This is a genomic window from Salinibacter sp. 10B, assembly GCF_002954405.1.
Classification (GTDB): domain Bacteria; phylum Bacteroidota; class Rhodothermia; order Rhodothermales; family Salinibacteraceae; genus Salinibacter.
Genome location: NZ_MQWC01000004.1, coordinates 3,059,212 through 3,078,573, shown reverse-complemented (window position 1 = coordinate 3,078,573; position 19,362 = coordinate 3,059,212). Strand labels below are relative to the sequence as shown.

General features: G+C 62.7%; 14 protein-coding genes. 5 read left to right on the top strand and 9 right to left on the bottom strand.

Annotated elements, in window-relative coordinates; genetic code table 11:
• Nucleotides 1-176 precede the first annotated feature (176 nt).
• The 4 genes from BSZ35_RS12590 to BSZ35_RS12575 form a co-directional block, all read right to left on the bottom strand.
• Nucleotides 177-1,271 carry a YihY/virulence factor BrkB family protein gene (locus BSZ35_RS12590; RefSeq protein WP_105012774.1) on the bottom strand — a complete coding sequence of 365 codons (1,095 nt, stop codon included), beginning with the start codon at nt 1,269-1,271 and terminating at the stop codon, nt 177-179.
• Nucleotides 1,272-1,419: 148 nt separating this feature from the next.
• Nucleotides 1,420-3,636, bottom strand: coding sequence for a putative porin (locus tag BSZ35_RS12585; protein ID WP_105012773.1), 2,217 nt, complete (start codon nt 3,634-3,636; stop codon nt 1,420-1,422).
• Between the two features lie 174 nt (nt 3,637-3,810).
• A complete protein-coding gene (locus tag BSZ35_RS12580) occupies nt 3,811-4,470 on the bottom strand; it encodes a deoxynucleoside kinase (RefSeq protein ID WP_105012772.1) in 660 nt (219 codons plus the stop codon).
• A 210-nt stretch (nt 4,471-4,680) separates the two neighbouring features.
• On the bottom strand, nt 4,681-5,178 hold the full coding sequence (locus tag BSZ35_RS12575; RefSeq protein WP_105012771.1) for a CIA30 family protein: 498 nt from the start codon (nt 5,176-5,178) through the stop codon (nt 4,681-4,683).
• 224 nt (nt 5,179-5,402) lie between these two features.
• Between BSZ35_RS12575 and BSZ35_RS12570 the strand changes: the two genes are divergently transcribed.
• The 5 genes from BSZ35_RS12570 (at nt 5,403) to BSZ35_RS12550 (ending at nt 12,564) form a co-directional block, all read left to right on the top strand.
• Nucleotides 5,403-5,588, top strand: coding sequence for a hypothetical protein (locus tag BSZ35_RS12570; protein ID WP_105012770.1), 186 nt, complete (start codon nt 5,403-5,405; stop codon nt 5,586-5,588).
• A gap of 63 nt (nt 5,589-5,651) precedes the next feature.
• A complete protein-coding gene (locus BSZ35_RS12565; RefSeq protein WP_105012769.1) occupies nt 5,652-8,210 on the top strand; it encodes a TonB-dependent receptor in 2,559 nt (852 codons plus the stop codon).
• A 109-nt stretch (nt 8,211-8,319) separates the two neighbouring features.
• Nucleotides 8,320-9,582 (top strand): hypothetical protein, encoded by a 1,263-nt coding sequence (locus BSZ35_RS12560; RefSeq protein WP_105012768.1) that lies wholly within the window; start codon nt 8,320-8,322, stop codon nt 9,580-9,582.
• Between the two features lie 116 nt (nt 9,583-9,698).
• On the top strand, nt 9,699-11,198 hold the full coding sequence (locus tag BSZ35_RS12555; protein ID WP_258096219.1) for a hypothetical protein: 1,500 nt from the start codon (nt 9,699-9,701) through the stop codon (nt 11,196-11,198).
• Entirely contained in the window at nt 11,188-12,564 is a 1,377-nt protein-coding gene (locus BSZ35_RS12550) for an FAD-dependent oxidoreductase (protein WP_105012767.1), read from the top strand. Before BSZ35_RS12555 ends, BSZ35_RS12550 begins: the two co-directional genes overlap by 11 nt.
• Here the strand turns inward: BSZ35_RS12550 and BSZ35_RS12545 are convergent.
• The 5 genes from BSZ35_RS12545 to BSZ35_RS12525 all read right to left on the bottom strand — a co-directional run bounded on the left by BSZ35_RS12545 (nt 12,561) and on the right by BSZ35_RS12525 (nt 19,025).
• Nucleotides 12,561-13,502, bottom strand: a complete 942-nt coding sequence (locus tag BSZ35_RS12545; RefSeq protein WP_105012766.1) for an NAD-dependent epimerase/dehydratase family protein — start codon at nt 13,500-13,502, stop codon at nt 12,561-12,563. The genes BSZ35_RS12550 and BSZ35_RS12545 overlap by 4 nt on opposite strands.
• A 417-nt stretch (nt 13,503-13,919) precedes the next feature.
• Nucleotides 13,920-15,134, bottom strand: a complete 1,215-nt coding sequence (locus BSZ35_RS12540; RefSeq protein ID WP_258096218.1) for an aminotransferase class V-fold PLP-dependent enzyme — start codon at nt 15,132-15,134, stop codon at nt 13,920-13,922.
• A gap of 44 nt (nt 15,135-15,178) precedes the next feature.
• Entirely contained in the window at nt 15,179-15,760 is a 582-nt protein-coding gene (locus tag BSZ35_RS12535; RefSeq protein WP_105012765.1) for a hypothetical protein, read from the bottom strand.
• 43 nt (nt 15,761-15,803) lie between these two features.
• Nucleotides 15,804-16,463 (bottom strand): hypothetical protein, encoded by a 660-nt coding sequence (locus BSZ35_RS12530; protein WP_105012764.1) that lies wholly within the window; start codon nt 16,461-16,463, stop codon nt 15,804-15,806.
• Nucleotides 16,464-16,874: 411 nt separating this feature from the next.
• Nucleotides 16,875-19,025, bottom strand: coding sequence for a hypothetical protein (locus BSZ35_RS12525; RefSeq protein WP_105012763.1), 2,151 nt, complete (start codon nt 19,023-19,025; stop codon nt 16,875-16,877).
• Nucleotides 19,026-19,362: the final 337 nt, after the last annotated feature.

Genomic DNA, 19,362 nt, shown 5'->3' with positions numbered 1-19,362 from the left:
CGCTCCGATTTGTTTTTGCCCTCGTAATATCGGCATCGGATGAGGAGACGGACGTACATTCACACAGGTTCTTCGGGCGGAAGGATCAGAAAAGAAATCGTCACGGAGCACGTCTCGGGACAAGTCTTCCACGCTAGCGGATCCCTCACATGCGCAGCGAGCGTTCGTAAACGAAATCAGGAGGGAGAGGGAGACGGATCGGGCTTTGCAGGGTCTTCAGTCTGCTCCGACGTCGGATCCTCCTCGGCCCGGCCGTCTGGGTCGTGGGCGGGCGAAGGAGCAGCGGGCGGATCTTCTGTAATGGGAAGCGCCTCTGGCGGCGGTTCATCTCCTGGAAGGTGCCCCGCCGTCACGTGTCTGTGTTCGTGAAGCGACGCGATGATGGCCCCCAGCATGAGCACGATGCTTGAGAAGTAGACCCAGAAGACGAACGCAACGATAAGCCCGAATGCGTTTCCCAGCGCACTGAGCCCCCCATCGCCCGTCGCGTACTGGTCGAATTGCCCCACGTAGGTGGCGTAATAGGTAAACGCCTGTTTGGTAATCTCCCACAGCAGGCCCGCGATGAAGGCCCCAGAGAGTGCACTTCGCTTGCGGGGGTGCGGCTGCGGCACGAGGTAGTAGAGCTGGAAGAACATAGCGGTGGTTATCAAAAAGGGCAGGAGAACCCCGAAGGCAAAGAGAATCTGATTCCAAAACCACCGAAGCCAGCGAACCTCTCGGCCCAAATCGTTGAGAACCACGTTGTTGAAAAACGACGGGAGTACGGTCGAGAGCCCGACGGTGAGCACGAACAGGAGGCCAACCTGCATCACCATCCGTACGTCGAAGACGTACCCACGGAGGAGGGTGCGCTCCTCGTGCCAGTTTTGCTCGAAAGCATTGCTGACCGCAATTCGGAGGGTGATAAAAAGAGACACGGCGGACAGAAAGAGCCCAATGCCGCCCAGGCCGACGATGGTGCCACTCGCCCCTTCCACCTGCTCCAAAAAAGTGATAAGCTCGTTGCTCTGACTGGGGGGAAGCAGCCCTCGAATGAACCGCTCGACAGCCGTGAAGGCATCCTTCCCTTGAAGAATACGCCCTACAAGCCCCGTCCCCAGAATGACGATTGGAACGATGGTGACGAGCACCTTGAAGGCAATTGCCTGGGCCCACAGAAAGACATTCTTCGCCGTAAGCTCCCGGTAGAGGCCCCGTAGATAGTAGTGCACGCTTTCCGCAAGCGCGTCTCGGAGCAGACGGAGGACGTCGGAGGTGCTGGATGACATTTCGAGACAGCAATCACGAGGGGCGGTGAGCTTAACGGCCGTTCGGCACGTTGTGTACCCAAATGGAGGGGATGGTGATTCTCAAACGCCGACGACACGCTCCAGGACCCGCCGCCATTCGCGTAGTGCCTTCGGCCCCCGCCAGCGGCTAGTCGAAAATGGGCCAGTGCACCCCGAAACGGAAGAGACGGCCGGGGAGGGGATACACCGGCACAATGAACGCTCCGGGCTGGGCCGTAAACTGACGCTGGAACGAGCCGGGCTGGGCAAGAGAAAGCTGGATATTCTCAAAGGTAAAAAACAGCGTGGCCCCCCGAAGCTTGATTTCGGCGTGTGCATCTACCGTGCCGTTGGGGCCAAGCCGATAGCCTGGGCGTACGGGCACTGGATTTTCGGCGGGCGGCACGGCGAAGCGCCCCGTAGGCGGATGAAACCACCGGCTGTTCATGGCCGTCCATCCCCGCGCCTGCACGTAAAGGTCGGTCACCAGATCCTCGAAAAACACAAAGCGGGCGCCGATGCGCCCTCGTCCGTAGAATCGCGGCAGGGTGCGGGCAAGACGCGTATGGAGACGCGACGCCGCAGCGTTGAGGGTGGAAAGGGCTGTGGCCTGTGCCGTTGCGTAAAACCCCCACGTTGCATCGCGCCGCCAGCCTACGGACGCGGTCGCCCCCACTCGCCGCACCGGCGTTTCCGTCTGCCGAGCCTCCACCGTGTCCGCAGACGCCACCCGCTGCCCAAACGACGGTAAAGCATACAGATCAACGGCCTTGCGGATCTGATGTGCAAAGCCTTCTACCCGTAGGTCGAAGGGACCGGGCTGAACCTCAAGTCCGACGTTTCCTCGAAGCACACGCCCAAACACGCTGGTTGGACTCTCGTCGAGAGGCGTCACCAGTCCCTCAAAGCCCGCCGTCTCGATCCACGACAGGCGCTGTCCCGTGGCCGCGGCTGAGGCCGTCACCTGAACCGGACCGACCGACTGGTACAGCTGGGCCGAAGCGGACGGATACTGCTGATCGATGGTAGAATGCCAACCGGCATCCAACACGAACTGCGTGGCCCCCAAACGCACCGAGTCACGCGCAATGGCGTGCACCGCCCACCGCTCCCCGTCCACCTGTCGGACATTGCTCTTTCCCACCCCCCAGAGACTTCCCCGAACCCCCAGCGTCAGATCATGCGGCCCAAGGCGCAGCGACTGCCGCATGCTCCCATGTGCCCCATCCATCGCGACCGTCCAGGTTGTGTCCGAATCCGATCCGCTCTCCTGAAAATCAAACGTATTGGAGGTCCACGTTGCCGAGAGCTCAGCAGGGGTCGAGAGTCCGGGAAACACCGGTCCTCGAACGCGGGCCGTCAAGTCGTTTCGAAAGGTGCGCCGGCTCGCCCCCGGGGTGTGACTGCAGGCCTCGCAGCGCGGAACGATGTAAATGGTCTCGAATGAGGACCCCTCGGGGGGGACCACGCCGCCGTGCGCCCCAATCCGATGGCGGGACGAAAAGTCGCTCAGCTCAAAGGCCCAGTTGTCACGCTGATAGCGAAGGCGCCCCCAGATTCGCCGTTCGCGACGCAGGTCACTCCCGCTATAAACCCCATCCGCGGTACGCCCTCCATACCCAAACGTGGTCTGAAAAAGTCCCGGCTCTCCAAAGAACGAGAGCTGATGTTTCTGCGAGTGCACCACCTCAATTGCTTTCTGGCCGTTGCTGTCGCGCCGAAAGCGGAGCTCCGTAATGGGCCGGATCGAAGGAAAGGAGCGCCAGGAGAGCTGAACCCCAGCGGTCCCGCCCCCAGGATCCTCCCCAATGCCAGGCCGCTGCAGAAACGACGTCGGGACGAGATCAAATCGGGCACGCCCCGTAAGGGGACTGTTGTAGGGACGCCCGTCGATCCAGAGACGCGACCGGTGCGGCCCCAATCCGTTCGGGCTCCAGCCATGCGGCCAGCCTACGGCGGCCAGGTCATAGAGAAAGCTGCCCGTCTGCTGAGCAAGCGCGTGCTCCAATCCCACGTGCGGGGTCAGAGTGGGGAGGGAATCGATGGCGGGGCGCCCATAGACGGGCGTCGTAAACGTACGCGGGTCGTCGGGCAATTCTGCCGCCTCGGAATCGGTCGTGTCGGGGGAAACAGCCGTCGTATCGTCGGGCGCGACCGTCGTGTCAACCGTGTCAACGGAAGCAACTGTCGTGTCAGCCGGAGCAGCCGTCGTGTCCGAGACTGTCGTGTCTGAGACTGTCGTGTCTGAAACAACAGTGGTGGAATCGACCTGGGCGTGGACGGCCCCTCCAGGCACAGCAAACAGAACGAGAAGGATTGCCCCCACCCCACCGTCTAGCAATACGTTCCGAACAGATGCGGTCATGAGTGGGCGTAGCACGTCTGACGAGTCGAGCCCATACGATGCCACTGCCGGTTCAGCGGCGCGGCCCGACAACGGTGTATTTTAGTATTGCGGACGGCAAGCGCCGTCTCCCCCAGTCCCTTCGTCTTTCGGAGAGGCAGAGGCGTATCCAAAATGGCGTGGCCCGACCTGAACCTATTCGTCGGCAAAGAGACCAAACAGCCGGCTTTCAATCTGATTCAGCACGGCGCGCCGGTCCTCATCGTTATTCACGAAATCCCGCTCGTCAATGTCGACGATGAGTTTTGGCCCGCGGTCGTACTCGTCGATCCATTCCTCGTAGTGTCCCTGCAGACGCTCGAGATAATCGATGCGGATGGTGGACTCGTAGTCGCGGCCGCGCTGTTGAATGTGGTTCACGAGGGTGGGAACGGACGCACGCAAATACACCAGTAGGGTCGGGGGCGTAAGGTACGAGGTCATGATGCCAAAGAGATTGACGTAGTTCTCGTAGTCGCGCCCGCTCATCAGGCCCATCTCATAGAGGTTCCGGGCAAAGATTTGTGCGTCCTCGTAGATGGAGCGGTCCTGCACCACCGAGTCCTCCATCTCTTCAATCTTCTGCAACTGCTTGAAGCGGCGGGACAAAAAGAAGACCTGCAGATTGAAGGCCCACCGCCGCATGTCGTTGTAGAAATCGGTGAGATACGGATTCTCGTCCACCTTTTCATAGACGGTCTCCCACCCAAAGTACTGCCCCATAACGTCCGTTAGAGCAGTTTTCCCGGCACCGATGTTGCCGGCAATGGCGACGTACTTTTTCTCATCGGACGGATTGTCAAAGAGGTCGGGCATAAGAAAGAAGTACGGATACCACAGGGAACATGGGAACCGTCCTGTCCTAGCAGAAGGAGCGCACCTTCGATCCGATCTTCCGATCTCTTTTCTGCGAAAACCCTCTTCGTTTTCCCGTTTTGAACATCGGATCGGAGGCGGGCCCCTGCCTGGAACGAGGGACCTGCCCAAGAAAAAGGACGGATGTCTGCGACGGCACTCTCTCCATCGCTAGTCGGAAGGGTCCGTCCAGCCGCGAATCCACGCCACCTCGAGCTGGAACGGTCCCTCCTGTTCGTCGGCAATCAGAAACCCAATCGTGCGGACCTCCGACGGATCGAACGGGGGCGCGTCCGGGCGCTTCGTGCCGCGCCGGTACGGCGTGAGCTCAGCGAAGGGGATACGGACGATTGTCCACTCGCGCGGAACCTGGATCGGGACGCGGTAGCTGACCGATCCGCCCGAGGTGGTATACGCCGTGAACCAGTATTGCTTGCCGTCGCCCCGCAGGTGGAGACGCAGCCCGTCGTGTGCATGCAGGTCGTAGTCCGCTTCGGGCGCGCGTACCGAGGCAAAGCCGCCGCCCTGTTTTAAGGAGACGGTGCCCGTGAACGCTGCGCCGTCGTCCGTGGCCGCGAACGTGCTTTCCGAAACGCCGCCCATAACCGGGTCGTCGACGTTGCGCCAGGCGCTGGCAGGATCCGGAGAAGGGGAGGTGAAGTCAAACATGGGGCAGAAAGTACATGAGCAGAGCGGAGAGGAAAGAGGCCCTCGCAGGGTCGGGACCGTACATGCATTACGAGTTTATTCAAACAACTGAGCCGTGAGCACTTGAGCAAGAGATAGGCGCTCGTTATATACAATCAGTCTAAATAAGTAAAAACCCCCGGCCTCCCGTGTATATCGTTCGCTCGTTACTCGATCAGAGATGGGCCTTCGCCGTCGTTGCGACTATGGCGATTGCCGTCTCGGTGTTGATCTCTGCGTGCTCCGACGATCCCGTGTTGGGCCCGTCGGATGGAGAGTCTGATGGGGGAGGCAGCTACAGCGTCATCGAAAAACTCGCTCAGCCGGATGCAGCCACGGAAGCCGACTCAACGAAAGCATCCCCCGCTCAGAAGAATCCGGAGCGCTTCTGACAGCACGGTAGTTTCGAGGTACGGTTTCCTGCTTCCACGCGCGACTGCACGACTGTTTTCCCTATGCGAACGCTTCTTTCGGGACTTGCTCTAGTCTTTGTACTTAGTCTAAATTGGGTGCCGTTGGCGACGGCACAGGCGGACCGCGATGGCCAAATTGCCGGTCAGGTCGTCACCGCGGCGAGTGGGCGCCCCCTCCCAAACGCCACGGTCAGCCTCGTGAACAGTGCCACGTCCCTTGGCACCGCAACCAACAGCGACGGCCGCTTTGTTCTCGACGACCTGCCCGCCGACACGGTGGCCCTGCAAGTTCGATACGTCGGCTACGTCACGCACACTCGCTCCGTTCGGGTGCGGCCGAGCCGGACGACGCGCATCACGGTGGAGTTGGAAAGCGCGACGGTGGAGCTCGCGGGCCTGCAGATCACCGGGACCTCGCAGGGTGCCCGCGCAGCCATCCCGGGAGCGGCTTCGAAGGTCGACGCCGCCGCCCTGGAGCAGATGGACCCTATCGGCTCGCAGGCAGCGCTCAAGCACGTGCCCGGCGTGTACGGCCTGGCCGACGACGGGATGACGCAGACCCGCATGTCGGTGGGCATCCGCGGCCTGCAGCCGCGCCGCACCCAGCGTGTGCTGGTGATGGAGGACGGGATGCCGATCCAGCCAGCGCCCTACGTCTTCTCGCCGCTCTACTACAACCCGCCCATTGAGCGTATCGAGGAGATTGAGGTCATTAAGGGCAGCTCCACGATCCGGCACGGGCCGCAGACGATGGCCGGCGTCATCAACTACGTTACCAGCCGCCCCCAGCGCCGCTCCCCCGGCGGCACGCTCGAGCTGACGCCCGGCACGAACGGCTACGTCAGTGCGTTCGGCGAGGTCGGCGGCTTCGGGACCGACGACGTGCGTCCACAGGTGCAGCTCCTCTTCAAACGGGGAAACGGCTTCCGCCAAAACAACGACTTCCGTCAGTTCAACGGCACCGCCAAGCTGCGAGCCAACCTCGGGGACAGCCGGTCGCTGTACGTGAAGCTCAACGCCGACTACGAGCGCCTCAACGCCACGTACACGGGCCTTACGCCCTACACCTTCCGCACCGATCCGGACTTCAACCCCAAGGACGACGACCTCTATCAAATCTACCGGGCGTCGCTCGGAACGGTCTACAACCGCCGCTACAGCGATGCTGTGCAGGGGACCACGCGATTTTACGCCAATGTCTTCCACCGTCCGTGGTGGCGAGAAAAGGACGTGTTCGTGCGGGCCGACGATTACCAAAACGCAGACGTGGATGCCCAACCGGTCCCGCCGAATACACCGGGGCCCCTCATGCGCGTCGGCATCAGCGACGTAGTGGACAATCTCACGTTGGACGACAAGCCCTACTTCGGCAACGTTCGGACCTTCTACGTGACAGGTGCCGAGCATTCGCTTGGCATCCGGCACGCCCTCTTCGGCCAGGAGGCCGACCTGGAGATCGGCGGTCGCCTGCACTGGGAACGCTTCAAAGACAATCGCAAGATTAGCGACGAGGTGGGCGTGCGGGAGGGCGTCTTCTACCAGGGCGACGTGTCCGATCCCGGGCCCGTGACGATTATTGGCGGCAGTTCGGTCTACGAGACGCGCGCCCTGTCGCTTCACGCGTTGGAGGACGTGCAGTGGGGGGCGCTCCGCCTCTCGCCCGGCGTCCGGCTGGAGGTCTTCGAGCAGTCGCGCATCAACCGCCTCAACGGCAGCCAGTACCGCGACCAGACGAGTGTGGTGCCCCTTCCCAGACTCGGCTTCAACTGGAATGTGGGCGCGGCCGACCTGGGCCCGAGCCTCGGCGAGAGCAATCTCCGTCTCTTCGGCGGCGTTCACCGCGGCTACACCCCGCCCTCCAGTGCAACGTTCGCGATCGTGGGCTTCGACCCGCCTAGCGCCACCGGCGCGGATGGGGGCGGATTTGACCTGAAGGCCGAGAAGAGCTGGAACTCGGAGCTGGGCGTGCGGGGCCGCTCGGCCGCCGGCCAGTTCGAAGTCACTGGGTTCTACCTGTACGTGGAAAACCTCGTCGGGGGACGCACCCGCTTCCAGAAAAACCTGGGCATTGTGGAGAGCTACGGCCTGGAGGCGCGAACCCGAGTGAAGGGTGGGGCCTTCGCCGGGCCGTTGCCTGCGCTGGACGTGTCGTACACTTACCTCCAGTCGGCAGTCGTGCAGGGCACCGTTTCGAGCGCCATCGACGGTGCGCCGGAGGATATCAGTGGCAACGAACTGCCCGCTGCGCCCAACCACACCGCCACGGTAGGCCTGTCAAAGACCTTCTCGGAGATTGGGCTCACCCTGTCCACGGACCTCAGTTACACGGGCCGCTTCTACACCGACCTCGAAAACCTGGAGATGACCAACAACCGGGGCGAGCGGGGACCGGTGCCCGCCCACGCGGTACTCGACGCCGGGGCCACCTACGCGTACTCCGACGCCCTCAGCGTCCAACTCACCGCCAAGAACGTGACGGACAACGTCTACATCGGTTCGCGGCTACACTCCAATCCCCGCCAGCCGAGCGCCAACCTGAGCACCGGCATCATTCCCGGTGCCCGCCGCCAGGTCAATCTCTCGATTCAGTACGACTTTTAGAATCACACAGAAAAGGGCCCCGCCCTCCGAAATCCGAAGGACGGAACCCCTTCCTCACACAGAAAGCACCCCTCACACGGAGCACTTTTTCACTAACGCATACGCATCTATGCATCATTCTTTCCTGCGCTACACACGCCTTCTCCTCATTCCCCTTCTCGCCGTCGGGCTGGTCCTGACGGGCTGCGACAGCACCGGCTCGAACGGGGGCGACAATGGCGACGAGACGAGCACGTTCGAGTATCCGTCCAATGATTACGGCTCCCAGACCGTCGCGAACCTGCTGGCCTTCGACCTCGGCATTCGGACCGGGTCGGACGACGCAGTGTCGAACAACTCCGCAAGCAACCTCAAAGCCCTGTACACAGGGGACATGAACGACACGACGGTCCCCTCTATCAAAGGCTCCCCCGAACAGAGTGTCTACGGGGACTTCGAGGGAACGGTCAACCTCTCTTCGCTGACGGACGACACCCCGCTCGTGCGAAGTCAATATCTGGAAAATGGCGACTCCCCCGACCCTGAGTCGCAAATATCCACGAATCAGATGCTCGAGTTTTATCTCGAACGAGCCGGATCGGAAAACATCGTTCGAACGGACAACGGCATTGTCCTGAGTCAGTTTGCCGAGAAGATGCTGCTGGGCACGCCCATCTACGGCCGGGGCGCAGCGATCCTCAACGATTTCGCCAATGGGAACGTCTCCGGAGACCAAGCTGAGCAGTGGGACAAAGCATTCGGCTACTTCGGCTTCCCGCGTGCCCTTGAGCCCTTCCTTGACTACAGTGGAGGGGTTGAGGGCCTAGCCACCGACGGTGGGGACGACCCGATCATCGCGCGGGACCTGGACGAAAACGGCTCCGTCGACCTGACGAGCGAGTACGTTCACACCTGGGCCGCCTACGCCATTGAGCGCTCCGCCGCAGCTCAGCAAACCGGCGAGCCCAACGACTTTGCCGGTAAGGCCTTCGAAGCACTCGTACAGGGACGGAAAGACATCGAGAACGGAGACTCCCCGTCCGACCACGCCCAGACGGCCCTCAACGCCTGGGAGAAAGTCGTTGCGGTCAACGTGATTCACTACATCAACTCTATGGAGAGCACTCTGAACAGCGACGAGGTCAGCGGGACACTGAGTCAAGGAGACATTGACGAGGGTGCCTGGGGCGAGGCAAAGGCATTTGCCTGGGGACTTCAGTTCTACAACAGTGCGTTGAGCGAAACGCAACTGAACGATATCCTGGAGGACATCGGGAACGCCCCGCCGTACGGCGAGATGACGGCGGAGGAATACGCGAACGAGCTCGAGGCCGCAACGGGCATCCTTCAGGACGCCTACGACTTTAAAGACACCAACGTGCAAAACTGGTAACCACCAGGTTCTGAGGATCAACTCCGGTCTCTACCGGTGATGCTTGATCAACTGCCCCTCTTCCACTTCAGTGGGAGAGGGGCGTTGTTGTCTCCCACGCAGACATCAACTCGAACATGAACGCGTCTACCGCCGCTACCTCCCAGGTTCCGGCCGCGTGGCGTCGGGCGCTCCGGCGGTACGGGCGGATGCCCGGCGTAGCGTGGGGAGCGCTGGTGCTGGCCTGCGTCGGCAGCCGCCTCGCCACGACCATAACGTACATCGAAGACCCCGACAGCCTGCGCTTCGCTCTCAGCGTGGCGGACGCGTACGACATTGCGGCGCTGCAGCCGCACTTTCCGGGATATCCCGTGTTCTGGGCGGCGGCCGAACTGTTCTACCTCTCCACCGGCTCGTTCAGCGCGAGCTTCTCGATCGTTGGCGGGCTGGCCACCGTGGGCATCATCTGGGGCCTGCTCCGGCTGCGCGATGTGCCGCTGCGGTCCGTGGAGGGAATCGCCATCAGCGGAACCGTGTTCTTCAGTCCGCTGCTGTGGCTGATGGGAAATCGCTACATGCCCGACCTGTTGGGCACAACCAATGCGCTGGCGGCCCTGGCCCTGCTGGTGCGAGCACTGGACGGAAACAAAGTCCAGGAACGGGCGGCTCTCGCGGGCATCGGACTGACGGCCCTCCTGGCGGGGCTGCGGCTCTCGTACCTTCCGCTGGTGATCGTACCGGCCTTGTGGGTGCTGGGGCGGTCTCGGCATCCCGTCCGTCTGATGGGAGTGGGCGCGGCCGGCGTGGCGGTGTGGCTCGTCCCGATGATCGTCGACACCGGCTTTTGGCCCCTGGTCGACGTGGCGTGGGGACAGACGACCGGACACTTCACCGAGTTCGGCGGCACGGTGCAGACGGAGTCGGACCTGAGCCGCCGCGTCGCGGGACTGGTGCAGGGCCTCTGGGCCGACGGCCTTGGGGCCTGGTGGCCGGGCCGCCATCCGCTCACCCTCCTCGTGGGCGCAGGTGTGCTCGGGCTCGGCGGCCTCGGGGCACCGCGGCTCGGGCGGAACGGGGGCTGGCGGGAGCGGCATTTTTGGCTCGTTGTGCTCTGCACGGGGCTCTACGGCGTCTGGATCTTTGTGGGCCAGAACGTGGTGCACAAGAGCCGGCACGTGCTCCCGCTGTTGCCCCTTCTGCTGACGCTGCCGGCAGCCGGAGCAGCGGCACTCTGGCGACTCCAGCGGTGGTGGGGCCAGGCAGTCGCCCTGGGAATCGCAGGTGCCTACGCTGCCGTGACGCTCGTGCTGGTAAATCAGCACCGCACCCCGTCGGCGATCGCGCAGGCGAAGACGTTTGTCGAACAGCAGACCGAACGGCCCGGCCCCACGCGGGTGGTGTCTAAGCCGCTCGTCCATACGTACCTGCGCCGCCAGCAGGTGGAGGCGCGCTTCCTGTCGGTGGAGGACAGCAGTGACGTCCGCCGCGCGCGCCGGGCTGAGCAGGGACGGACGATCGTCGTGGGCACCTACGCCGCGCTCCCCGACCGCACCCCGACGCGAACAAAACGATTCTACCACAACCCACACGTCAATCGCATGTGGCCCAAAGTCACAGTGTCCGTTTATGAGCACTAACCCCTCCGACATGCCGATCACAGTGCTGGGGGCCGGTCCGGCCGGGCTGGCCACCGGGCTCTACGCAGACCGACAGGGCATGCCCGTGCGCCTGCTGGAGGCCGCCGACGCTGTGGGCGGAAACGCACGCACCCTCCGGCTCGGCCCCTTCCGCTACGACACCGGCGCCCACCGGTTTCACGACAAAAATGACGAGATCACCGCCGACGTGAAGGCCCTGCTGGGCGACGACCTGCGGCGGATCGACGCGCCGAGCCAAATCTGCTGGCGGGGACGCCGCATCGACTTTCCGCTTGCGCCCGTCGACCTCCTCCGGAAGCTGCCGCCGTCGCTTCTCGCCCGCATCTCGTGGGAGCAGCTGTCCATTCCGCGCGTCTCGACCGACGCCGACCACTTCCGCGAGATGGCACACCAGAGCTACGGCCCCACCCTCGCGGACCTCTTCCTGCTCAACTACACCGAGAAGCTGTGGGGCGCCGACGCCGAACGGCTCTCCCCTCGCGTGGCCGGGGACCGGCTGGAAGGGCTCGACCTGACGACCTTTTTCCTGGAGGCCTTCGGGAGCTCGAAGGGGAAGGCCCGCCACCTGGACGGCTCCTTCTACTACCCAAAGCACGGCTACGGGCAAATCGCCGAGGCTACCGCCAACGCGCTGGGCCGCGACCATATCCGCACCGGGACGCGCATTACGAGCATCGCCCACGACGGGACCCGCGTGGAGGCCGTGACGGTGAACGAGACGGAGACGATTGACGTCGAGACCGTCGTGAGTACCCTGCCTCTCACCCTCGTCCTGCGCCTGCTCGATCCTGCCCCGCCCGCCGAGATTCAAGACCTCGCATCATCGATTCGCTTTCGACACCTCCGGCTGGCGGTACTGGGTCTGGATCGCCCCCGCCTCACGCCGAACGCGTCGCTCTACTTTCCCTCCCGCCACGTGCCGTTCACCCGCCTGTACGAGCCCACAAACCGGAGTCCCGACATGGCTCCGGACGACCAGACGGTGGTGGTGCTGGAACTGCCCTGCCACCGCGACGACGCCGCGTGGAGCCGGTCCGCCGACACGCTCCGGGAGGAAGCCCGCGCCCTGCTCGCGGCGCAGGGCCTCACCGACGGCGACGATATCGTGGCATTCGATCACCACACCGTGCCCTTCGCCTATCCCATCCTGGAGGTGGGCGCGGAAAAGACGGCCGAACGTCTCGGCAACTACCTCGACCGTTTCGAAAACCTGCACCGACTGGGGCGGAGTGCTAACTTCACCTACACCCACGTCCACAACCTCTACGCACGGGCCAAAACTCTTGCCTCTCGCCTGGCGTCGGGCGAGAGGGAGAGGGACCGCTCCACGGCGGCCCGCGCCTAATGGACCCGTGCCTCGTCCATCCAGGCGGCCTCGGCGGCAATGCCCTCGCGCAGAGTCGTGGTGAGGGAAAAGTCCAGTAGGCGACGGGCCTTCTGGATCTGGGCGCAGGTGCGGCGCTGATCCCCGTCGCGGGGAGGCACCCGTTTGATGCAGAGGGGCGCCCCGACGGTGTCCGCTACAACATTGAGAACGTGTTGCGTGGAGGCAGTGGTGGGCGCGCCAAGGTTGATGATTTCGCCTTGACAGCGGTCGAGCCGACGAAGAGCCGCTTCCATTCCGTCGACGACGTCCTCAACGTACGTAAAGCTGCGTCGGTGCTCCGCACTTCCTTCGTAGAGGGGAAAGGCGTCCCCCGTCCGGGCACATCGGAGTGCCTTGTGGATGAGCTTGTCCGGGCGCTCGCGCGGCCCATACACGGAGAAGAGACGGAGGATGCAGGCCTCCCACGATGCCCGCCTAGCGGCCGCACGTACGGCCTGTTCGGCTCGGAGTTTGGTCCGACCGTAGGCTGAGATGGGAGCAAGGGACGTATGCTCACGCCCCGTTGCGTCTGCCCCGTACACCGACGATGAGGAGATGTAAAAGAGGGTACTGAGGGTCGAATGGTCGGCCAGCGCGGTGAGGAGTCGTTCCGTGGCCCGCACGTTGTTTCGCACGAAGGTCCGCCGGGACGTTTGAGAGGAAAGGCCGGGCTGAGCTGCGAGGTGATACACAACGTCGATCTCGCGCAGGACGGGCCGTATCGGATCAACCGCAAGGTCAAGCTGCCGTGTCGTAATGCCCTGTTCCCCCAACTGGGCCAGCCGGGCTTGTTTGAGGGCAGGATCATAGTAGGACGTAAGACCGTCGAGCCCCACCACGGTGTGCCCCCGAGCAGACAGTCGCTCCGCCAGATGAGACCCGATAAATCCCGCCGCGCCGGTGACGAGAACGTGCATTGTAGCAGTAAGTCCTGACCGAACAAGGATGAGGCAGTACCCCCCAACTGCCTCCCCGAAGTGCGGTTCGCAAGAACACCGCTCTGGCGTGACGTAAGCGTGTGCCTTCCCCCGGCAGGGGAGGTATAACCCAACGTCGCCTGCAATGGGTGAGACCTACGCCTTGCCGTCTCCCCGTCCCCCAATTAAAAAACCGAACGCATGACGCTGACTTGAGAATACAGACGACTCCATCCTGGGGTACGTCCTGAATACCCTGCCGGTATCCCTCAGGGACCGGACATTCTCCGAACCTACATCGTGCCGCCGGGCGGACAGGGGGGAGTACCGACACGTTGGAGCGGCCCACGAAACCGCGCCCCCTGCACCGACAAGCCCCCTCTTGATGAGGACCAGTGCTACGCCGGCGAACGTCGCTTATCCCTTCAAAACGCTTTTCAACCGTGACACAAAGCGTTCAATTTCCGCTTCTGTGTTATAGTAGTGTACGGAGGCCCGAACAAGATCGGGCAATCCTCGAGCCTCGGCGTCGAGACGTGTTGAGCTCGGGGTTGAGACGGAAACGTTGATGTCGTGCTCCCGCAGCGCCGTCTGGATCGCGGGGGCCGTTTTCTGCTCGGCGCTGAAGGTGGTAATGCCACAGCGCGTACGCCCCGCGTCGTGGACAGTGACACCAGACGCTCCGGACAGCGCTGTGCGTAGCGTGTCGGCAAGCATTTGTACGCGCTCCGAGATCGCCTCCAATCCGAGAGTCAGCGCATACTCCACCGCCACCCCCAGCCCTACGGCTCCCGCTACGTGGCCCTCATACGTCTCGAAGCGACGAGCGTCGGAGTGAATTTCGTAGGTCTCGGGACCGGTCCAGGTCGCCGCGTGCAGGTCGAGGAGCGGGGGCTCCAGACGTTCAATCCAATCCTTCTGCACGTAAAGAAAGCCGGTACCACGCGGCCCCCGCAAATACTTACGGCCGGTGGCCGAAAGCATCGTGCACCCGATCTCGTCGACCGACAGCGGCATCTGCCCGGCAGATTGACAGGCATCCAGTAGAAAGGGGACGCCCGCTTCCCCGGCGATTTCGCCCACCTGTGCCGCCGGATTCACGAGCCCACCATTGGTCGGAACGTGCGTTAACGCAAGGAGCGCCACCCGATCATCCATCATAGAGCGGAGAGCCTCCACATCGATCTGCCCGTACTCATCATGGGGGACAACGTCCACCTCCGCCCCCGTACGCCGCGCCACCTGCAGGCAGGCGATGTGATTGCTCGCGTAGGCGGCTCGTGACGTCAGGATGCGGTCTCCTTCCTCAAACGGCATGGCGTAGAAGGCCATGTCCCACGCCCGCGTCGCATTCTCGACGATCGCTACCTCTTCAGGCGTGCAGTCCAGCATTCGAGCAATCGCGGCGTACGTGTGCTGAAGCTGAGATTCGGCTTCGGCCTCGGCCTCGTAGCCGCCGATGGCCGCCTCCCGGTTCAGGTGTCCGACTTGAGCATCGAGGACGGGTTGCGGCGGCAGGGCCGCCCCGGCGTTGTTGAAATGAAGAACGTTCGAGCATCCAGGCGTTTCGGCCCGACACTGCTCCACATCAATGGCCATCGGATCAGGCATTGGGATAGACATCGTGCGCATCAAAGGCCAACGAATGGACCCTCCGTCCGTTCGAGCGTTCGGTTTCAAAGCCGACCCAGTCGACGGAAGCTCTCGGTCAACACCCACCGGCTGATCTCTTCGTCTCGCAGGGCCTCGCGGAACCGGTGGGGCCACTTGAACCGGCGGAGTTGTCGTTTCTTCTCAGGAGCATCCAACTTTTCGCCGTGCAATTCAAAGTAGGCGCGCTTTGCCCCACCGGAGATCTCTGCCCCTATGGGCTTCACTCCAAACCGGCCGAAGTGGTGCCAGTACGCATCACGGGCGTTCTCGCGTACCGTATCCAAGACGCCGGGCAGTTCCCCTTTCCCTCCGTTGGTTCCCGCGGTGTGCTGAAACGGCCCGGCCGACAGGAAGGCCGCGTCCCAGGTGTTGATCGCCCGGAGCGAACCCTCCGACTCGCTCAACGACGCCCATACGTTGCGGTCGAAGGGGCTCTCCGGAAGGCCTTCTCGGCCAGAGTCTTGGAGGAGGGTGTAGAAGTCGGGGTCGGGGTCGTCGTCCCCGTGGCCCGATTCTGCAATTCCAAACGTGTGCGGCGTTCCGTTGAAGGATTTGTATCCGACGCTGCTCGACTCGAACTCGACGATTGCGGACGTGACTGGCACCCTTCAGGATTTCCGGCTGAATCGACCGGTCGTGCTAACCTGCCTACTGTTTGTCGTAAACCTCTCGCCAATTTTCCACCTCCGTGGTGTCGATGATCTTGGTGTAGTTGCTGCCCGGCGTCATTTCCACCTCCCGCTTGCTGGTGGCCGTCGGGTCGATCACGTGGCGCCCGATCCAGTGCTGGGGCGGACCGAGCGACACCCCGCCTTCGTCAATGGTGTTTTCCCACACCTTCCCGCGCTTCGAGCGCGGCTCAACGAGCATAATTCCGGGTTCGGGGACCGACACGTCCCACTGCTCGGCGCCGATGAGCTTCTCACCCCGCGTTCGCTCCACGCGCACGGGAGCGCGATGCAGATGTCGCATGCCGCGACGGCGGTCGTAGGCAAAAATGTGTCCACGCCATCGAGTGTAGACGCCTGTCGGGGAGCCCTCCTCGTCAAGATGTCGTTCTTCGATTTCGACCCAAAGATACTGAGAGTCAGCACCGGGCACGTCAATCGGCCGCATCGCTCGAATGGAAACGGTGGATGGGGATTCGTCTTGATAGGGCCGCGCTTTTCCAATGTCACTGAAGAACAGCGAATCAACCACCTCGGCGACGAGGTAAAGGTTGCTTTTATCCAGGGGATCCGGATCGGCGGGCCGCATCTTTACCCCATAGGTTACGGCGTCCTCGGAAAGGCGGAGACTGTCCCCCACCGGTCGCACGTACTTCGGAAGGTGCGTAGAGTCGAGACTCAGACCATTCTGGTAAGCAGCCCACTTGCAGGTTAGTTCGTGTAGCGACGCATAGTGGGTTCCAGGTAAGGGGCTGGAGCTTAAGGATTCCCACCCTTCCTCCGGAGCATCAAACCAGTCGTAGGTTCCACAAGGTCGCTCTTCAATCGGAGTTGGTCTTGTGGTATCGGTCCCGACAACATGTGCAATAACGTGGAAACTGGCGACGACTTCACCGTGTTGGTTCGCGTCTTCTTTTCTGAAGAGTGTTGATATCAAAACGAGCAGAGAACATATAAGAAATCCCGAAAGTAAAGGACGCCTGGAAGTCGAATGCGTTAGCATAATTTCGACTTAGACACATTTGAGGTAGCGGCTGGAAGTTTCGGTCCATTACTCACGTCTGAAGGAGAGGGGCTCAGCCTCGTGACCTTGAATATCACCCCAGGCTCCCTCACCAGAATGGTCTCGGTTCTCGGCCAGATTCAGTACGCGTGTTAAGAAGGCGGGCACGGTTTGCGGCTGGTCAGCAAGCTGGTTTGTCGTAGCCAAAGTTTGTACAACCTCATCACTGGTATACTTCAGAATGCCGATCGCGCGTCCTTCGGGGTCGCTCATAGGCGAATCGACTCTGTTCTGTAATATCGCCTCGATCAGCTGACGCTCCTCATCCGGAGTGAGGGTTGGATCGCTCGCCGTCCCGTTTCGACTTTTTAGCAGGCTCGTCGCCTTGCTCGTCCAGACATTGTCATCATCATACGGGACCACCAGTCCAGGACGATTGATGTGGGCGTCCAAGATGAGCGCTTGCCCCAGATCGCTCTGAAAGACATCTTGCAGACGGACGCTCATCTCTTGCGGTTTCCCCTGCTGGTCAGGAAGCTGCATGGTTGCGTCCCAGTCTCGGATCCGATCCAGACGTTTGAAGCCTTCCCGCATGATCCAGTACCTGACGGTCGGGTCCTGCATCGCCTCCTGGAATCGGTGCGCCCATTTGAACCGGCGGAGCCGCTCCTTCTTCTCCGGCGTGTCGAGCACCTCGCCGTTGAGCTCAACGTGGGCCTTTTTCGCTCCGCCCTGAATCGTGGCGCCCACCGGCTTGAGCCCAAATCGCCCAAAATGCCGCCAGTAGGTCTCCTCGGCATGTTCGCGAAGGGTATCCAGCGCCCCCTGGAGCTCGCCTTTTGCCTCGCCCGCCCCCGCCGTCTGCTGAACCGGCCCCACCGACAGGAACGCCGTGTCGTAGGTGTTGAGCGCTTGAAGGGATCCCTCCGATGCGGTCAGCGATGCCCATATGTTTTTCTCCATTTCGCCAAACCAGTCCATGGGAGTCTCCGACGCGCTCTCGACCGGCGTGCGGCCCGGCACGCCTTCAATCGGGCTGCCTTCCTGTAGCATCTCGTAAAGCTCCGGGTCGCCGGCTCCGGTGCTCGTCGCGAAGATGCCGAGGAAGTAGTTCGCTCCGTTGAAGGTGGCGTGTCCGTATCGGTTCGGTTCAAAGTGAACATGCGCGAATTCCTCCGGCGCTTCGGTCGCTGGGGCCGCTACCTTGATTTTCAGATTGCTGTCGCTGGATCGCTCGTAGTCCATCTCCGACCGCACCCGCTCGAATTGTTGCTCATCGAGACTGAAGAGGTCCCCGCTGTAGCCAAGAGCCCCGATGACCTGATCGGCCACGTCCTCGATCGTCTCGACCGGGCCGTCGAGCGTGGTGTTGTCTCCTTCTGCCGTAAAGCGGGGCCGGATCGCCTCCAGCGCCCCCACCGGGTGGTAGTGCCACACCGTCGCGTCCTCGGGCAGCTCCACCGAGGAGCCCGCCGCCGACCGCGCGTCCCGCACCTCGTCCCACCACTGCAGCCGCTTCATCGCCGCCCGCCCGTCGGCCTCGTAGCCCTTCTCGTCGGCCATCACCGTCTCGACGTCCTTCACGCCCCACTCGCTCCGAAACTTCGCCGCGATCCGGCGGCTCCACGGGGCCTCCATGATGAAAAACGGGCTCCGCTCCTCGGATGGAGCCTTCGCAAACGTATCGGTTTCCGCAGCGGTGCTCTCGGCCCACCGGTCCTGCAGCTGCCCCGCCGCCTCCACCTCCCTCGGGTCCAGGCGGTGATCGTCATTCTGATCCTCAAAAACCGACCACGCGCCGGCCTCGGACCCGTCCCCGACGCCGTCCTCGTGCCCGAAGGCTTTGTCTGCGGCAAACACCTCCCAGTGCACCGTGGGGCCTCGCTCGTAGGCGTCTGTGATTGCGACCTCCCCGGACGGGAGGCCGAACGCACCGCTCCACCACAGCATGTCCCCGGCGGCCACCGGCGCGTCGAGGGCGACCACTTCCCCGCTCCTCAGCGCATCGAGCGCCTCCTCGTCCACGGTCGGCTCACGGGTGCGGACGTACCGCGTGCTGCCGTCTTTCGTCCGGGTGGCCACGTACTGGGCGTAGGGAACCCCCGGCACGTCGACCTCCCGCCACAGGTAGCCCTCATTGATCCAGTGGGTGAGGCAGCGGCGCGTCTCCTGGTCGTGGTCCCCCGTGATTGGACCCAAGCGAAAGAACCATTTTATGTGAACGAAAGGAAAGACACGGCATATGCAAGAATACATTTCTGTCATTGAATCCATGCGAGCCAATGCGCCACTCCTTTCCCGGATTCGCTCTCTTCTCCGTATCTTGTCTCTTCGGCCTGCTCCTCGTTTCGGGCTGCAGATCACCCGAGTCAGGCGACCCTTCGCCAGCGGAAGCGGTAGAATCCACGGATATCGTGACCGAGGATACCCGGTTCGCTTCCGGTTCGGGCACTTCTTCCAGAGGCCGTTCGCCGGCCGCGCTTTCTGCCTCGACCGAGGAGGATTCTGCGGCGCACGATTCGAGTGCGTCGACAAC

What these genes read in the sequence shown, in the direction of transcription:
- BSZ35_RS12590 (WP_105012774.1), bottom strand. Translation starts at nt 1,271, where the DNA reads ATGTCATCCAGCACCTCCGACGTCCTCCGTCTGCTCCGAGACGCGCTT.
- BSZ35_RS12585 (WP_105012773.1), bottom strand. Translation starts at nt 3,636, where the DNA reads ATGACCGCATCTGTTCGGAACGTATTGCTAGACGGTGGGGTGGGGGCA.
- BSZ35_RS12580 (WP_105012772.1), bottom strand. Translation starts at nt 4,470, where the DNA reads ATGCCCGACCTCTTTGACAATCCGTCCGATGAGAAAAAGTACGTCGCC.
- BSZ35_RS12575 (WP_105012771.1), bottom strand. Translation starts at nt 5,178, where the DNA reads ATGTTTGACTTCACCTCCCCTTCTCCGGATCCTGCCAGCGCCTGGCGC.
- BSZ35_RS12570 (WP_105012770.1), top strand. Translation starts at nt 5,403, where the DNA reads ATGGCGATTGCCGTCTCGGTGTTGATCTCTGCGTGCTCCGACGATCCC.
- BSZ35_RS12565 (WP_105012769.1), top strand. Translation starts at nt 5,652, where the DNA reads ATGCGAACGCTTCTTTCGGGACTTGCTCTAGTCTTTGTACTTAGTCTA.
- BSZ35_RS12560 (WP_105012768.1), top strand. Translation starts at nt 8,320, where the DNA reads ATGCATCATTCTTTCCTGCGCTACACACGCCTTCTCCTCATTCCCCTT.
- BSZ35_RS12555 (WP_258096219.1), top strand. Translation starts at nt 9,699, where the DNA reads ATGAACGCGTCTACCGCCGCTACCTCCCAGGTTCCGGCCGCGTGGCGT.
- BSZ35_RS12550 (WP_105012767.1), top strand. Translation starts at nt 11,188, where the DNA reads ATGAGCACTAACCCCTCCGACATGCCGATCACAGTGCTGGGGGCCGGT.
- BSZ35_RS12545 (WP_105012766.1), bottom strand. Translation starts at nt 13,502, where the DNA reads ATGCACGTTCTCGTCACCGGCGCGGCGGGATTTATCGGGTCTCATCTG.
- BSZ35_RS12540 (WP_258096218.1), bottom strand. Translation starts at nt 15,134, where the DNA reads ATGCGCACGATGTCTATCCCAATGCCTGATCCGATGGCCATTGATGTG.